Annotated in this window: 13 protein-coding genes; 7 read left to right on the forward strand and 6 right to left on the reverse strand. The window is 60.9% G+C overall.

Annotation, left to right across the window (positions count from 1 at the left end):
* Window positions 1–33 precede the first annotated feature (33 nt).
* The 3 genes from JFV30_RS12590 to JFV30_RS12600 all read left to right on the forward strand — a co-directional run bounded on the left by JFV30_RS12590 (window position 34) and on the right by JFV30_RS12600 (window position 2,698).
* Window positions 34–933: a DMT family transporter gene (locus JFV30_RS12590; RefSeq protein ID WP_201124059.1), complete on the forward strand. Its 900-nt coding sequence runs from the start codon at window positions 34–36 to the stop codon at window positions 931–933.
* A 63-nt stretch (window positions 934–996) separates the two neighbouring features.
* Window positions 997–1,914: an extracellular solute-binding protein gene (locus JFV30_RS12595; RefSeq protein WP_201124061.1), complete on the forward strand. Its 918-nt coding sequence runs from the start codon at window positions 997–999 to the stop codon at window positions 1,912–1,914.
* Window positions 1,880–2,698 carry a molybdate ABC transporter permease subunit gene (locus JFV30_RS12600; RefSeq protein ID WP_201124063.1) on the forward strand — a complete coding sequence of 273 codons (819 nt, stop codon included), beginning with the start codon at window positions 1,880–1,882 and terminating at the stop codon, window positions 2,696–2,698. The genes JFV30_RS12595 and JFV30_RS12600 overlap by 35 nt, the downstream gene beginning before the upstream one ends.
* On the opposite strand, the gene JFV30_RS12605 is transcribed toward JFV30_RS12600, so the two are convergent.
* From JFV30_RS12605 to JFV30_RS12615, 3 genes are all read right to left on the reverse strand, one after another.
* Entirely contained in the window at window positions 2,670–4,658 is a 1,989-nt protein-coding gene (locus tag JFV30_RS12605; RefSeq protein ID WP_201124065.1) for a peptidase U32 family protein, read from the reverse strand. The two genes, JFV30_RS12600 and JFV30_RS12605, sit on opposite strands and share 29 nt — an antisense overlap.
* Before the next feature lie 228 nt (window positions 4,659–4,886).
* Complete coding sequence (locus JFV30_RS12610) at window positions 4,887–5,267, reverse strand: RidA family protein (protein ID WP_201124067.1); 381 nt, start codon at window positions 5,265–5,267, stop codon at window positions 4,887–4,889.
* A 120-nt stretch (window positions 5,268–5,387) separates the two neighbouring features.
* Window positions 5,388–6,713: an OprD family porin gene (locus JFV30_RS12615; protein ID WP_201124069.1), complete on the reverse strand. Its 1,326-nt coding sequence runs from the start codon at window positions 6,711–6,713 to the stop codon at window positions 5,388–5,390.
* Window positions 6,714–7,302: 589 nt separating this feature from the next.
* On the opposite strand from JFV30_RS12615, the gene JFV30_RS12620 reads away from it, so the two are divergent.
* Window positions 7,303–7,968, forward strand: a complete 666-nt coding sequence (locus JFV30_RS12620; RefSeq protein WP_201124071.1) for a response regulator transcription factor — start codon at window positions 7,303–7,305, stop codon at window positions 7,966–7,968.
* Entirely contained in the window at window positions 7,965–9,329 is a 1,365-nt protein-coding gene (locus tag JFV30_RS12625) for a sensor histidine kinase (protein ID WP_201124073.1), read from the forward strand. The genes JFV30_RS12620 and JFV30_RS12625 overlap by 4 nt, the downstream gene beginning before the upstream one ends.
* Here the strand turns inward: JFV30_RS12625 and JFV30_RS12630 are convergent.
* The 3 genes from JFV30_RS12630 to JFV30_RS12640 all read right to left on the reverse strand — a co-directional run bounded on the left by JFV30_RS12630 (window position 9,280) and on the right by JFV30_RS12640 (window position 12,351).
* Window positions 9,280–10,440 carry an alpha/beta hydrolase gene (locus JFV30_RS12630; protein WP_242487064.1) on the reverse strand — a complete coding sequence of 387 codons (1,161 nt, stop codon included), beginning with the start codon at window positions 10,438–10,440 and terminating at the stop codon, window positions 9,280–9,282. The genes JFV30_RS12625 and JFV30_RS12630 overlap by 50 nt on opposite strands.
* 68 nt (window positions 10,441–10,508) lie before the next feature.
* Entirely contained in the window at window positions 10,509–11,306 is a 798-nt protein-coding gene (locus JFV30_RS12635; protein WP_201124074.1) for a MipA/OmpV family protein, read from the reverse strand.
* Window positions 11,307–11,397: 91 nt separating this feature from the next.
* The gene (locus JFV30_RS12640; protein WP_201124075.1) at window positions 11,398–12,351 is read right to left on the reverse strand and encodes a LysR family transcriptional regulator; all 954 of its coding nucleotides are present in this window, start codon (window positions 12,349–12,351) and stop codon (window positions 11,398–11,400) included.
* Between the two features lie 109 nt (window positions 12,352–12,460).
* Between JFV30_RS12640 and JFV30_RS12645 the strand changes: the two genes are divergently transcribed.
* Both JFV30_RS12645 and JFV30_RS12650 read left to right on the forward strand, forming a co-directional pair.
* Window positions 12,461–13,639: a M20 aminoacylase family protein gene (locus JFV30_RS12645; protein ID WP_201124077.1), complete on the forward strand. Its 1,179-nt coding sequence runs from the start codon at window positions 12,461–12,463 to the stop codon at window positions 13,637–13,639.
* 15 nt (window positions 13,640–13,654) lie between these two features.
* Window positions 13,655–14,941 carry an MFS transporter gene (locus JFV30_RS12650; protein ID WP_207201863.1) on the forward strand — a complete coding sequence of 429 codons (1,287 nt, stop codon included), beginning with the start codon at window positions 13,655–13,657 and terminating at the stop codon, window positions 14,939–14,941.

Below are 14,941 nucleotides of genomic sequence, written 5' to 3' on the forward strand. Positions count from 1 at the left end.
GCCATAATTGAGCCTCACTTGAGGAGCTCAATCATGGACAAATCCATACGTCGCGGTTCATGGGAAATGGTCGCCGCCATGCTGATATCCGGCACCATCGGCTGGTTTGTACTGGTGTCGGGTGTGCCCGTTGTCGAGGTGGTGTTCTGGCGCTGCGTGATCGGCGCAGTGACGTTGCTGGTGGTCTGCTGGCTGATGGGCTATCTGCGACTTGACCTGCTGAGCTACGCCAAATTGGGGCTGGCGATGCTCAGCGGCGTGGCGATCGTGGGCAATTGGTTGTTGCTGTTTGAGTCCTACGCCAGGGCTTCAATCTCCATCAGTACGGCGGTGTATAACGTGCAGCCGTTCATGCTGGTGATGCTGGCCGCGGTGTTCCTGGGCGAGAAAATCACCGTGCAGAAGCTTGCCTGGCTGAGCGTGGCGTTCGTCGGGATGCTGGCGATTGTCACCGCCCATGGCGATCAGCAAAACGCCGGGGATGACTATCTGGTGGGCGTGGCATTGGCGCTGGGGGCGGCGTTTCTGTATGCGATTGCGGCGCTGATCATCAAGCGCTTGAAGGACGTGCCGCCGCATTTGATGGCGTTGATCCAGGTGACCACGGGCGCCGTGCTGCTGGCGCCGCTGATGCAGTGGCAGAGCCTGTCCGCCTCGATGGATTCGTGGGCGGCACTGCTGACCCTGGGCGTGGTGCATACCGGCCTGATGTACGTGTTGCTGTATGGGGCGATCCAGAAGTTGCCCACGGCAATCACCGGGGCGCTGTCGTTTATCTACCCAATCGCGGCTATTTTTGTCGATTGGATTGCGTTTGGGCATCGCCTCGGCTGGCTGCAATGGCTCGGCGTGGCGGCGATTCTGCTCGCGGCGGCGGGGCTGCAGCGGGGTTGGTGGTGGCGCCCGAAGGCGTTGGCGGGGCATGTTTCATGAAGCAGTGATAGCACCTTGGTTACTATGTTTCGCTGTATATCTACCTTTACAGCGGAACTGCTCATGTTAAAGAAAACCCGTGCCTGGCTGCTCAGCGGCCTGGTGCTGTCCGTGGCGTTATCGGCCCATGCCGAAAGCGCAATCCATGTGACCTACGCCGGCTCCATGGGCGTGGTGATGGACAAGGCCCTCGGCCCGGCCTTTGCCGAACGTGAACACCTGACGTATCTGGGGCAGGGCGAAGGCGCCTATGGGATGGCGCGGTTGCTGGCGTCGAAGAAGGTGGTGGCCGACGTGTTCGTGTCCATCACCCCGGGGCCGATTGAGGTGCTGCAAAAAGCCGGGCTGGTCGGGCAGGCGGTGCCGGTGGCCAGCACCCGCATGGTGATTGCCTACAACCCCAAGAGCGCGTTCGCGCCGGCACTGGAAGCGAGCAGGAACGCCAACTCGCCGGCCTGGTGGAAGGTGCTGCAAAGCCCCGGCCTGCGCTTTGGTCGCACGGACGCCGCCACCGACCCGCAAGGGCAGAACATCATTTTTGCGGTGCAACTGGCCGAGAAGTATTACCGGCAGCCGGGCCTGGCCCAACACATCCTTGGCGACGTACAAAACCCGCAGCAGGTGTTTGCTGAGGGCGGCCTGTTGACTCGCCTGCAAGCCGGCCAGATTGATGCCGCTTCCGGCTACGAGAGCGCGACGATCTCGGCCAAGCTGCCGTACATCGCGCTGCCCGACGAGATCAACTTGAGCAACCCGACCTTCACTCAAGACTGGTACGACACCGTCAGCCTGCAATTGCCGGACAAGAACGGCCAGATGCAAACCCTCAAGCCGCAGCCGTTGGTGTTCTACGCAGCCGTGCTGAAAAACGCGCCCAACCCGCAAAAAGCCCAGGCGTTTGTGAGTTACCTGCAGTCGCCTGAAGGCCAGAAGGTGTTTGAAGCCAATGGCTACGGCCAGCCGAAAGGCGGAGCGCTTTGATGTGCTGAAAGGCTCACGCTCAATGTGGTTGAGCCTGCCGGCGGCGGTGCTGCTGATCATTCCGTTTGTAGCCCTGGCGGGTGCAACGTCCTGGGGCCAGTTGCACTTGGCCTATGGCGACTGGTCGGCGGTGGGCGTTTCCCTGGGGCTGAGCAGTGTCTCGACGCTGTTGATTGTGCTGCTGGGCACGCCACTGGCCTTGTGGCTCGCGCGCACCGCGTCGCCGTTGCGCGGCGGGGTCGAGGCGTTATTGCTGATCTCGCTGCTGACGCCGCCTTTGGCCATGGGGATTCTGCTGGTCACCGCCTACGGACCCTACGCCACCTTGGGCGAGGCACTGGGCCGGCTGGGCATTTCCCTGAGCAACAACCTGCCGGCGTTTATCCTCGCGCAACTCTATGGCGGGCAGGCCTATTACATCCTGTGCGCACGCACGGCATTCGAGGCGGTGCCGCGCTCACTGGAAGAAGCCGCTCGGGGATTGGGTTGCACACCGGTCGAGGTGTTTTTGCAGGTGACCTTGCCCGTCACCCGGCGGGCCCTGGCCAACGCCTTGGCGATTGTCTGGGTGCGGGTGATTGGTGAGTTCGGGATTGTGATGGTGTTTGCGTATTTCCCGCAGGGGATTCCGGTCAAGCTGTTCGTCAACCTGCAGAACGAAGGCGTAGACAGTGTCTACGCCCTGTTGTGGTTGCTGCTGCTGGTGACCTTGCCGTTTCCGCTGTGGTGCCTGCGGGTACGCAGGCGCAAAGGGATCAGTGCGGCGCGCGAGGGATGGTCTTGAGCAGGTCGTCCGGGCTGATGTAACCCACCACGCTGCCCGGTTGCGGAAGGCCGAGGATGTGGCCCTTGATCTTGCCGATCACGTGCATCTCGCACGGCTTGCAGTCGAACTTCAGCGTCAGCACTTCATCGCCGTGGATCAACTGCATCGGTGCCACCTTGGTCTTCACGCCCGTCACACCCTTGGCCTGTTTCGGGCACAGGTTGAACGAGAACCGCAGGCAGTGCTTGGTGATCATCACCGGCACTTCGCCGGTTTCTTCGTGGGCTTCATACGCCGCGTCGATCAGTTGCACGCCGTGACGGTGATAGAAGTCGCGGGCCTTCTGGTTGTAGACGTTGGCCAGGAACGACAGGTGCGATTCCGGGTACACCGGCGGCGGCGTGGTTTCTGCCTTGCGACCGCCCCGTGGATGAGCCTGGATACGCGCCTCGGTCAGCGCCTCGATCACTTCACGGCGCAATGCCTTGAGCTGCGAGTTCGGGATGAAGAACGCCTGCGGTGCATCCAGCTCGATTGACGTGGCGTGGTACTGGGTGGTGCCCAGTTGGCCCAGAAGGTCGCGCAGGGTTTCCAGCGCCTGTTCCGGCTTGTTGGCCACGCCGAACGGACCGGGCAGGGCGACGCTGGCGCTGATGCCTTCCTCGCTGGTGACGGTCAGGTCCAGGCGATCTTCCAGCAGGCGGGCCGCCCACGACACGCCGATACGGCGCTCGGCGGAGGTCTTGAGCAATGCCTGCTGCCAGTTATGGTCCAGGTTACGGTTCAGCGGATGATTCGGACGCAGTTGATGCAGGCCGGCCGGCATCTCGTTGGGCTCGACGCGGTAGCGATAGCGCTTTTCGCCGTCCTCTTCAAACTCACCTTTTGGCTCGGCAATGTTAGCGCGGAAGCCCACCACTTCGCGCTTGATCAGCACGTTGAGGCCGTCACCGTTGGACAGCGGCTCATGGGTGACCACTTGCAAGTCGCGCTTGCCGGCTTTTTCCACCACACCCACCGGCAGGCCGGTAAAGGTCGGGGTGTCGAAGGCGCCGATGTCGACCTTGCGGTCGGTGACGAAGTAGTCGGTGCTGCCACGGTGGAAGGTCTTTTCCGGGTCGGGCAGGAAGAAATGCGCAGTACGGCCGCTGGACGCGCGGGCCAGGTCGGGGCGGTCTTCGAGAATCTCGTCGAGGCGCTGACGGTAATAGGCGGTGATGTTCTTCACATAGCCCATGTCCTTGTAGCGGCCTTCGATCTTGAACGAACGCACGCCGGCATCCACCAGGGCACGCAGGTTGGCGCTCTGGTTGTTGTCTTTCATCGACAGCAGGTGCTTTTCAAAAGCAACCACGCGGCCCTGGTCGTCTTTCAGGGTGTAGGGCAGGCGGCACGCCTGGGAGCAATCGCCACGGTTGGCGCTGCGGCCATTCTGGGCGTGGGAGATATTGCACTGGCCGGAGAAGGCCACGCACAGGGCGCCGTGGATGAAGAACTCGATGGCCGCATCGGTTTCGTCGGCAATCGCACGGATCTCTTGCAGGTTCAGCTCGCGGGCCAATACCAACTGCGAGAAACCCGCCTGGTCGAGAAACTTTGCCCGGCCCAGGGTACGGATGTCGGTCTGGGTGCTGGCGTGCAGCTCGATGGGCGGAATATCCAGCTCCATCACCCCCAGGTCCTGGACGATCAGCGCGTCGACGCCGGCGTCGTAGAGCTGGTGGATCAGCTTGCGGGCCGGTTCCAGCTCGTTATCGTGCAGGATCGTGTTGATGGTGGTGAACACCCGCGCGTGGTAGCGCCGGGCGAACTCCACCAACTGCGCGATATCGCTCACGTCGTTGCAGGCGTTATGGCGCGCGCCGAAACTCGGGCCGCCGATGTACACGGCGTCGGCGCCATGCAGGATAGCCTCGCGAGCGATGGCAACATCGCGCGCAGGGCTGAGCAATTCCAGGTGATGCTTGGGCAAGGACATAGTTTTTTTAGTCAGGCTTGTCACGGAGGCGGGCATTGTAGCTGCGAAATGCCTTATCGACATCTATCAGGGCCTACGTGCGCTCCCACAGTGGAATGCAGTCAACTGTGGGAGCCGGGCTTGCCCGCGATGCAGGCACCACGGTGTATCCGTTACACCGAGGCGATCCCATCGCAGCCTCGCTGGGGCTCGACAGCTCCCACATTGGAGCGTCGACCCCCTTAGTCATCAGGCCTTGGCAGCCATCGCCGTGACTTCAACCCGCATGCCTTCCACCGCCAGGGCGGCCACGCCAACCGCTGCACGCACGGGCCAGGGCTTGGCGAAATAGCGTTTGTAGACTTCGTTGAAAGCGGCGCGATCGGCCATGTCGGTCAGATAAATGGTCAAGTGCATGACCCGGTCAATCGAGCTGCCGGCACGTTCCAAGGCCACTTTCAGGGCTTGCAGGGTGCATTCGCTTTGCAGGGTGATGTCGCCCAGTTCCAGGCTGCCGTCGGCGCGAGTGGGGATTTGCGTGGAGACGAGGATGCCGTTGAAGCCGATGACGTCGGAGGAGATGGAGTCCGGGTCGAGATCGGGGGTGAAGGCGAGGTCGTGGTTGGACATGGAGGTCTCGTTTTGCTGCAGAGTGAGGCCGCGCAGTTTAACGCCTCCAGCAGAACTGCCAACCCAAATAGCCGATCACCGTGCCAGCGACCGACGTCGCCGGCACGTCCCGGGAAGGGCTTACAGGATGCTGAACGGGTAATTGACGATCAGGCGCGTATCGTTGACGTCGCCGCCACTGCCCGACTCGGAACTGCCGGTGTGGTAGGCCTGGCGCAGGCGGAACGCAAGGTTTTTCGCCGGCCCGCTCTGGACCACGTACTTAACTTCTACGTCGGTTTCGTGCTCCTTGGCGCCATCGCCGTAGGCGCCGAGATAGGCGCTGTTGGCGGGGGTGTGGCTGCCGTCAATGTCGGAGCCGTTGATGTAGCGGCTCATGAAGCTAAGCCCCGGCACACCGTAGGGCGCCATGTTCAAGTCGTACCGCAGGGCCCAGGAGGCTTCGCCTGGGCCGTTGAAGTCAGACCATTGCACCGAGTTGGCCAGCAGGATCGAGTCGCCGGCCGCGGCGGCACCGTTGTCACCCGCGCCGATATAGTCGAACGGCTCATTGCCATCGATCTTCTGGAACGACAGCGTCAGCGTGTGGGCCTGCAGGAACGAATAGGCCGCCGCCAGCGAGTACGCCGTGGTGTTGATCGTGCCCGCATTGGCACTCCCGGTATCGAGGGTGCGGTACAGGTTGCCGTCCAGGGTCACCGACTGGCCATTGCTCAGGGGCATCACGTAATTGAGGTTGGTGTAGTACTGGCGCCAGACGTCCTGCAATTCGCCGGCGTACACCGTCGCGCTCAAGTCCGGGGTGAAGGTGTATTTGCCACCGACAAAACTGGCACTCTTGGTCGCTACGTTGGCGTAGGTGGCAAAGATATCGTGCTCATGGTTGGTGGTATCGCCACCGTTGGTCGCGGTGAAGTGACCGGCTTCCAGGTTCAGGCCGGCGATTTCGTTGCTGGTCAGGTCAAAGCCTGTGGCGGTCTGGTCGAGCAACCCGACACCACCGACGGCAAACACCGGCGCGGTGGGCTGCATTTCACCGTATTTGAGCTGCGTCCTGGAGATCCGCAGTTTCAACGCACCACCCAGCGAGCCGTAGGCGTCCTGAGGGTCGCCGTTGCGATCAAGCGGCAGGTTGCCGGTGTTCGCGTATTTGCGCTGTGAGTCGAGTTTCAGCCCGCCGTAGGCATAGGCGTCGACGCCGAACCCGATAGTGCCCTGGGTGAAACCGGAGATGTAGTTGGCCATGACCCCTTGGGTCCAGTCACGCTGATCGGCGCGGCCTTCTTCCCGGTTACGGTTCAAGTAGTAGTTGCGCGCGACGCCGGTGAGAGTGCTGCCATCGACAAAACCCTTGGCATCTGCCTGATCCGTTACTGATTCTGCCAAAGCCACCTGGCTCAGGCTGCTGGAAATGACCAGCGCTAATAGGCTCCACTGTTTAACCATGGTTATAGCTACCCCGGATAGATTAATCGCTAATAGTTGCGTGCGCAGATGCACGGCCTTATTTTTTATGGCGTATATAACTTTTGGGCAGGCGATATTAAGACGGGCATTCAAGCCGGGTTTCGCGTGTTGTAGTTTTAGCCGGGCACCCCTTGGCGGGCGGCGCTGGCCTTTGCGCGATGGGGGATTTTTAACCGGTTTGCGGTAAAGGACCAGTGAAGGGATGGTTAAACTCGATTAATTAAAATTCACTATGCCGCTGCGCGTGCTGCTGTAGTTTTGGTCGTGTCTTAGCCGCTCTGCTTCGACAAAATCCTTTGGTTTGCCGCCGCAGTCTCTGCGGCGGATTTTTTATAAAAACAGCATGTAAACTTATTTAGCATTGGTTTAATAAAATCGCCATGAGTGCTTTTTTCTATTAATGGCCGCAACTAATTGTCAGCGATTTTATTGGCGCAACAGCACGTGATTTCATCACCCCCCGTTTTAATACTTTCTTAAAAAATCGGTCTATGGTTCCGGCCCTTGCTCATCATCCCGTATGTGTGGATTGTGTTGCCCCATTCCAAGCAGCACACGAGGGCCTGCTGTGTATTTATTATTGGTGGAAGACGACGCCATGCTGGCCGAAGCCATCTGCGATGGCGCACGGCAAAACAGCTGGAACATTGACCATGTCAAGGACGCCTCCCAAGCGCGCCTGGCGTTGGTCGAACATACCTACAACGCGGTCCTGCTTGACCTTGGCCTGCCAGGTGAATCCGGCTTGAGCGTGCTCAAGGCCCTGCGCAAACAACACGACCCCACACCGGTGGTGATCCTCACGGCCAGCGGGCAGTTGAGTGCGCGCATCGTCGGCCTGGATGCCGGGGCCGATGATTATCTGGTCAAGCCGTTCCAGCTCGACGAACTGTGGGCGCGCTTGCGGGCCGTGAGCCGGCGCAGTGAAGGGCGGGTGATCTCACTGCTGACCCTGGGGGATATCGTGCTGGACCGCAGCCGTCACGTGGTAACCCGAGGTGGCCGGCGGGTGGCATTGAGCGCGTATGAATACCGCACGCTGCTCGCGCTGCTGGAGCGCCCCGGTCACGTGCTTGCGCGTGATCATTTGCAGGCAGTGGTCTATGGCCATGCCAGCAACATCGAGAGCAATACCATTGCCGTGTATATCCACCAATTGCGGCGCAAATTGGGCGATGAGCTGATCACCACGGTCCATGGCCAGGGCTATATGATCGCCGGGGCCCGTCAATGAAATCCCTGCGCCAACGCATGATGCGTGTGCTGTTCCTGACCATCGGTATCTGCTGGGCGCTGGCCTTGACGGCATTGCTGATTTACACCCAGGTCAGCTCCAGCAGCATCTGGGACAGCAAGCTGCAAGCCATCGCGACTCAGCTGTTGCTGGCCATCCCGCAGAATAATGAGCAGCTCCCGGGCAAGGACGCGAGCCCGCTATTACGCAGCGCCGGGCTGGCCGAAGCCGGGCTGTTGACTTATCAGGTGTGGGCGGGCCACGACCGTTTGCTGGCCGGTGCACCGGGCGCCCCGTCGACGGCGTTGCAGGGGAGTTTCCTGGACGGTTTTTCGAGCCCGATGATCGATGGGCGCAAGTGGCGGGTGTATTCAATATCCGACAGCAACCGGCAACTGACCGTCCAGGTCGGCTACCTGCACAGTGTGATCAGCGCGGACATGCGTCGAAAAGCCTTCGTTGCGCTGTGTATCGCCTCATCGCTGTTGGCGCTGGTAGGGCTGTTGATGTGGCAGGTGTTGCGGCGTGCGCTACGGCCCGTTCTGGTGATCGAAAATGCCCTGCGGGGCAGGCACCGCTTTGACCTTACGCCGTTGTGGGTGGGCGCGCTGCCGGTCGAGCTACGCCCGCTTGTGGAGGGATTCAATCACTTGCTGCGGCAACTCGACCAGGCACTGGAAGGTGAACGGCGTTTTATCGCCAATGCGGCCCACGAGTTACGCACGCCGCTCTCGGCCTTGCAGGCCCATGCGCAAATTGCCCTGCGGGCCACGACCCTTGCTGAAAAGGACGCGACCTTGCACAAGCTGCTGGCGGTGGTGGCACGCAGCACGCGTTTGTCTGAGCAATTGTTGGACCTGGCGAGCCTGGAGGCGGTGCATAAACCCCATCGCACCCAGGTCGACCTGAGCGAACTCATCGGCTATGTCACCGATGAATTTGAGGTGCAGGCCGCGCAGGCACAACGCACGCTGCTGCTTGAGACCCAACCGTGTCTGATCGACTGTGATGTCGACGCCATGGGCATTCTTCTGCGCAACCTGATCGACAACGCCCTGCGCTACACCGGGCCGGGCGACCACGTGAAAATCAGCTGTGGCCCATCGCCCCAAGGGCCTTGCCTGCAAGTCGCCGATGACGGGCCGGGGGTGGCCGCCGCCGAGAGAGAGTCGATCTTCGAGCGTTTTTACCGTGTCCCCGGCAGCGGCGGGCAGGGCAGTGGGATCGGCCTGTCGCTGGTGAAAAATATCGTTCAAGGGCACCATGCAAGCATCGTCACAAGCAGCGGCCTGGCCGGCAAGGGATTGTCCATCAGTGTGTATTTTCCTGGGATTGTGCCGCCTCCAGCACCTGCGCCATAACCTGGGCCTGCCATTCAAAATAAGGGTTGTAGGTGAGACGCGCATGCACCTTGCCTGCTTCCCGATAGCCCCAATCGGAATACCACACGGTGGCCCCCGCCAGGCATTGGCGGTAGCCCTCGGCGTTCTGCCCGTTGGAACACATCGGCTGCTTGCCTTGACGACCGTACTGGGGGTTGTCCGGCGAGAACAGCACACTCATATGGGAAAACTGGCTGATGTGTTCGGCGGGAAACCGGTCACTGCGCACCAGCATCCGTGGATGGCGCTGCCCGGGAACCAGGTCGCCATACCAGATCATCCGTGACGCCGGGTTCGGAAAGCGCTGGCTGAACGTCTCCCGCACAAACCCGACATCCACCACTGAGTCATGGGCGGCGCTGACGATCAGCACTGGCCGGTCATAGGTCTGCATCGCCAGCCTGCTGCGTACGACGGTACTGGTGAAGTAGAACTGGGCAAAGCCGTTGGTGGGTACGTTTTGATAGCGCAACGCTGTCTGCTGGGGGGCAGGGCCGTCAGGTTGGCGCAACCAGGGCTTGACCTTGGACAGCCACGGCAACAACCAATCGAAGGGCAGGCGGGCCTTGAACGCGGGTGAAAACAGCAGCAAGCCAGCGATCGCCGGGTCGTCCATGGCGTATTCCAGCACCAGGTTGGCCCCAGTGGAGAAACCGCCCAGGTAAACCTCGTCGGCGTCCTGGCGCAGCAGCGCCACTTGCCGGGCCACAGTGTGCTGCCAATCGGTGACGTCGACGCCCAGCATGTCGGCGGGTTGAGTCCCGTGCCCGGGCAGCAACAGCGTGCGTACCCGATAACCCTGGCCGGCGAGCTGCGGTGCAATATCAATGAAGGAGCCCGGCGAGTCCCCCAGGCCGTGCACCAGCAGTATCCCTTTGCCGTTGGGGTGCTCAGGCTGCCATTCCCGAGGGGCGTTCCAGGCCAGCTCCAGGGCATGGTCCGCGCTCTGAAACCGTCGGTTACGCTCCAGCAGCAAGAGGGTTTTCTGGCGATAGTCGGCAAAATTCTCCGGGGCCGGCGATACAGGGCTGACCGGCAGCTCGGCGCAGCCAGCGATGCAGGACAACAACAGCGTCCCGAGTGATCTCATGGGGCCTCCGTGGGAGTGAGCCAGTACCGTGAAGCCGCCGCAGGCAGGGCGAGCGGCGGCCGTGTCAGTCAAAAACGGTACATGTACCAAAGCCTTGCCGAGCCGAGGGTGGATCGGTCCACGATCGGGCTGTCTTCAATCTCACTGCCCAGGCGTGTGGCGCTCAGGTCCAGATAGACGTGCTGGTTAGTCTCTAACGGGTAGCCAACGCGTACCCCCGCCTCGATATTGACGGTGGCGTCACCGGCGTAAGCCCGACGCGTCGCCCTGGCTTCGCTGGCGCGTACGCCGTAGTAGTAAGCGACGTAGTCTTCATCCAGGTGCACCGCCGCCAGGCGCGGGGTGAAGTCGAAGTGACCCGCTGTAAAGCGTCGCTCGACGGCCAGCCGGATGATTTGCCCGTCGCTGTTGCCTGATGCATCGCCAGCCCATTGCGCGGAGAACTGCGCGACAGGGCTCTGCCAGATGGCCTTGGCCCCCAGCCAGATACCCGGGTCGCGGTCACGCATGCCGTCCAGGTCATCGGAATCGGATGCGTCATAGCCTTCATCCAGCCCGTACCGGGCCTGCAAACGAAATGACAGCGCGCTGTCGCTGGGTATCTTGAAGTCGATGCCAGGGCCCATCACGCTGATCCAGCGACTTTCATAGGACACGGCCGGCAGGAGCTGGCTGTCGTCGTCATGGCCACGGTAGGGGGAATTCGTCACAGCGGCCCCCAGCCCCAGGCCCCAGCCAAACGCTTTATCGCTCTCTGACGCCGCGAGGGTGGTGACGGGCATTAGTGACAGGCTGGCCAGGAACAGTGTCCCGGCAAACGAGGTCAACGCGTTCACGGGCGGTGATTTAGCTTCGATGGGTGACATGTATGTTTTCTCAGATGGGGGTCTGAGGCGGAGTATGTCGGGGAGGATTTAAGAAATTTTTAGGCGGATTAAAAGCTTGTTAAGACGGCACTCAAAAGAACAAATCCTTCGGCGACAGCATCTCGCTGAACGGTGAGCCGTGATTCCTGGCATATTGCTTGATTACCTGCTTCAACACACCGATGAAGGCAGTTGCAGCCTTGCTGCGCACGTTACCCCGGCGACTGACCACGCCGAGGATCCTTGATTTGGAGCCTTTGAACGCACTCAACGGCGCGACCGCACCGGCAAAACACTCGGATTTGAGCAATAAGTCAGGCAGAACAGTCAGCGAGTCCGTCTGCAACAGCACCGGCAGCAAAATCCCCGCCGAGTGCACGCTCACCACATGACTGGGCGGGGGTGACAGGCGAAACTCCCGGTTCAGATCGCTGATAAACGTGTTGTGCAGCGAAGGAGGGTAGTTCGCCAGCCACTTCATGGCATTCAGTTCATCAATGGAACTGGAGTGCCGTAGCGGATGGTCTTTACGCCCCACCACATGGGCCTGATAGGAAAACAGCGGTTCGATGGAGAACTCGTTTTCGGTAATGAAATTACTGGCCTGGATCACCGCGAAATCCAGATAGCCGTCCCGAAGCTGCGGCACCGAAATGCCGTGCAGCCCCTCGAACACCTCCAGGAATACGTGGGGGTACTCTTGCTGGTAGAGGCTCAGGCACTCCGGCAGAAAGCTGAAGTTGATAAACGGAGAGACGGCAATACGCAGGCGTTCGGCCTGCCCGCTGCGAATCAGATTCAGGTCGGCCTTGGCCTTTTCAATCTCGCTGAGTATCAGGCGCGCGTGGTGCAGCAGGCTTTTGCCAGCCTCGGTAAAACGCACGCCGGTGTGGGTACGCTCCAGCAATTCCACCCCTTGTTGCTGCTCCAGATCACGCAAGGTGCGGGTGATTGCGGCCTGGGTCAGGCCGACGGATTTGGCCGCACTGCGGATGCTCCCGGCTTCGGCGACCGCCACCAAAGCGGTGAACTGGTTGGTTTTCATGCTGCCCCTGATGACAACTAAATGTTGTCATCGAGCCTAAAGGTTGTCTTTTCATTCTGTCAATACGGGTCAGAATCAAGCCCATATCGAGTCTGAGGAGACAACAAAAATGAAGATTCTGGCAGAGATCGAACAGATTCAGGACGAGATGATAGCCATCAGGCGCGCTATCCACGCTCATCCGGAATTGGGCTTCGAGGAGTTTGCAACCAGTGACCTGGTGGCGCAAAAACTTGAGGAATGGGGCTTCGAGGTGCATCGCGGCCTGGCCGGCACCGGCGTAGTAGGGCAGTTGCGCAACGGTGACGGACCGCGCATAGGCTTGCGGGCCGACATGGACGCGCTGCCGATTGCCGAGGAGACGGGCCTGGAATACGCCAGCACCCAGCCCGGCAAAATGCACGCCTGCGGCCATGATGGTCACACCGCCACACTGCTGGCAGCGGCCAAAGTCTTGGCCAGCACCCGACGCTTCAGCGGCACCTTGAATGTGATCTTCCAGCCGGCGGAAGAAGGCCTGGGCGGAGCCCGCGAGATGGTCGAGCAGGGCTTGTTCGAGCTGTTTCCGTGCGATGCAATCTTCGCCATGCACAACATGCCGGGCTTCCCCCAGGGCAAGCTGGGCTTTCTCGCAGGGCCGTTCATGGCCTCGTCCGACACCGCAACGATCACCCTGAACGGAGTCGGCGGCCACGGCGCGGTGCCCCACAAAACCGTGGACCCGGTCGTGATGGCGGCTACCTTGACCCTGTGCCTGCAAAGCGTGGTGTCGCGCAATATCGACCCACTGGACACTGCGATTGTCAGTGTTGGCTCCATTCATGCAGGTTCTGCTGCCAATGTGATCCCCGCATCGGCCAAGCTGCAAGTCAGCGTGCGCTCGTTGCGTGCCGACACGCGCGACCTGCTGCAAACCCGCATTACGACCCTGGCGCAGAACATCGCGCAGAGTTACGGCGGTAACGCAGACGTGCATTACAACCGCCGTTATCCGGTACTGGTCAATGATGAGCACGAAACCGAACTGGCCCGCGGTGCGGCGCTGGAATGGTTCGGCGAGAAGGGCCTGATCGAAAACATGCGCCCGCTCACCGGCAGCGAAGACTTCGCCTTCATGTTGGCGAAGTGTCCGGGCTCGTACCTGATCATCGGCAATGGCGACAGTGCGCAGAACGTGATGTGTCACCATCCCAAGTTCGATTTCAACGACCAGTGCCTTTTGGTCGGGGCGTCGTATTGGGTGAAGCTGGTGGAAAAAATGCTCAAGCACACTCCTGCTGTTAATTGAGGCCCTGACCCGATCATGGAAACTACTTCATCTGAAGCGTCTGCCGTGCCGGCGTATTCGTCGGCGCCGGTCCAGCCCCGCAGGAAAAACAACATCGCGGCCGTCACCATTGGCAACGGTCTGGAGTTCTACGACTTCACGGTCTACAGCTTTTTTGCCACGGTCATCGGTAAGCAATTCTTTCCCATGGAAAGCTCAAACCAGCTGCTGTTGGCGTTCGCCACCTACGGCATCGGCTTTTTCATGCGCCCGCTGGGCAGTATCTTGCTCGGCCAGTATGCCGACCGGGTAGGGCGCAAGGCCGCAATGGTACTGACCCTTTGGTTGATGGCCATCGGTTCGCTGATATTTGTGCTGACGCCCACCTACGGGCAGATCGGTATCGCAGCACCTCTGCTGATCGTGTTTGCCCGGCTGCTGCAAGGTTTTGCGATTGGTGGCGAAGTCGGTGCCTCGACCACCTACCTGATGGAAAAAGCCGGCAGTCATGAACGCGGCTACTTCACCAGTTGGCAGTTCTTCAGCCAAGGCTTGAGCGTGTTGCTCGGTGCGGTGGTGGGCTTGAGCGTGAACTACGCCCTGAGCGAAGAACAGGTGATGGCCTGGGGCTGGCGCCTGCCGTTCGTGATCGGTCTGCTGGTAATTCCGGTGGGCTCGTACATGCGCCGGCACCTGCAGGAAAGTGACCAGGTAAAGCGCGGCGTCAGCCATCGCTTGAGCTGGGGCGAGCATAAACGTGCGCTGGTCGCCGGGATCCTCATCGCCATCGGCGGCACGTCCGGTTCCTATGTGATTTTGCATTACCTGTCGAATTTTGCCGTGGCGCAGTTGCATCTGCCACTGTCGGCGGGAATCTGGACCGGCTGCGCGGCGGGCGCCGTGCAGGTCGCACTGGCAGTGGCTTCCGGCCGCGCCTGTGACCGCTGGGGGCGCAAGCGCATGATCATCTGGTCGCGGCTGGCCTTGCTGCTGCTGATCTACCCGGCGTTCGTGCTGTTGCAGCATTCGCCCACGTTGCCCGCACTGGTGATCGTGGCGAGCATTCTCGCAGCGCTGTTGGTGTGCAACACCGTGCCATCGCTGGTGCTGCTGGCAGAGATCTTCCCCGCCCAAGTCCGGGCCACCGGCCTCTCGGTGACCTACGCCCTGGCCAGCATCGTTTTCGGTGGTTTTGCGCAGTTCTTCTGCACGCTGCTGATCTCACTTACCGGCAACCCCAATGCGCCGGCGTTCTACCTGATTGTGTGTGGGCTGGTTTCCCTGTTGGGCCTGATGCTTGTCAAAGAACCCACTCAACGTTAA

Origin of the sequence: Pseudomonas sp. TH32 (genome assembly GCF_016650855.1) — a bacterium.
Classification (GTDB): domain Bacteria; phylum Pseudomonadota; class Gammaproteobacteria; order Pseudomonadales; family Pseudomonadaceae; genus Aquipseudomonas.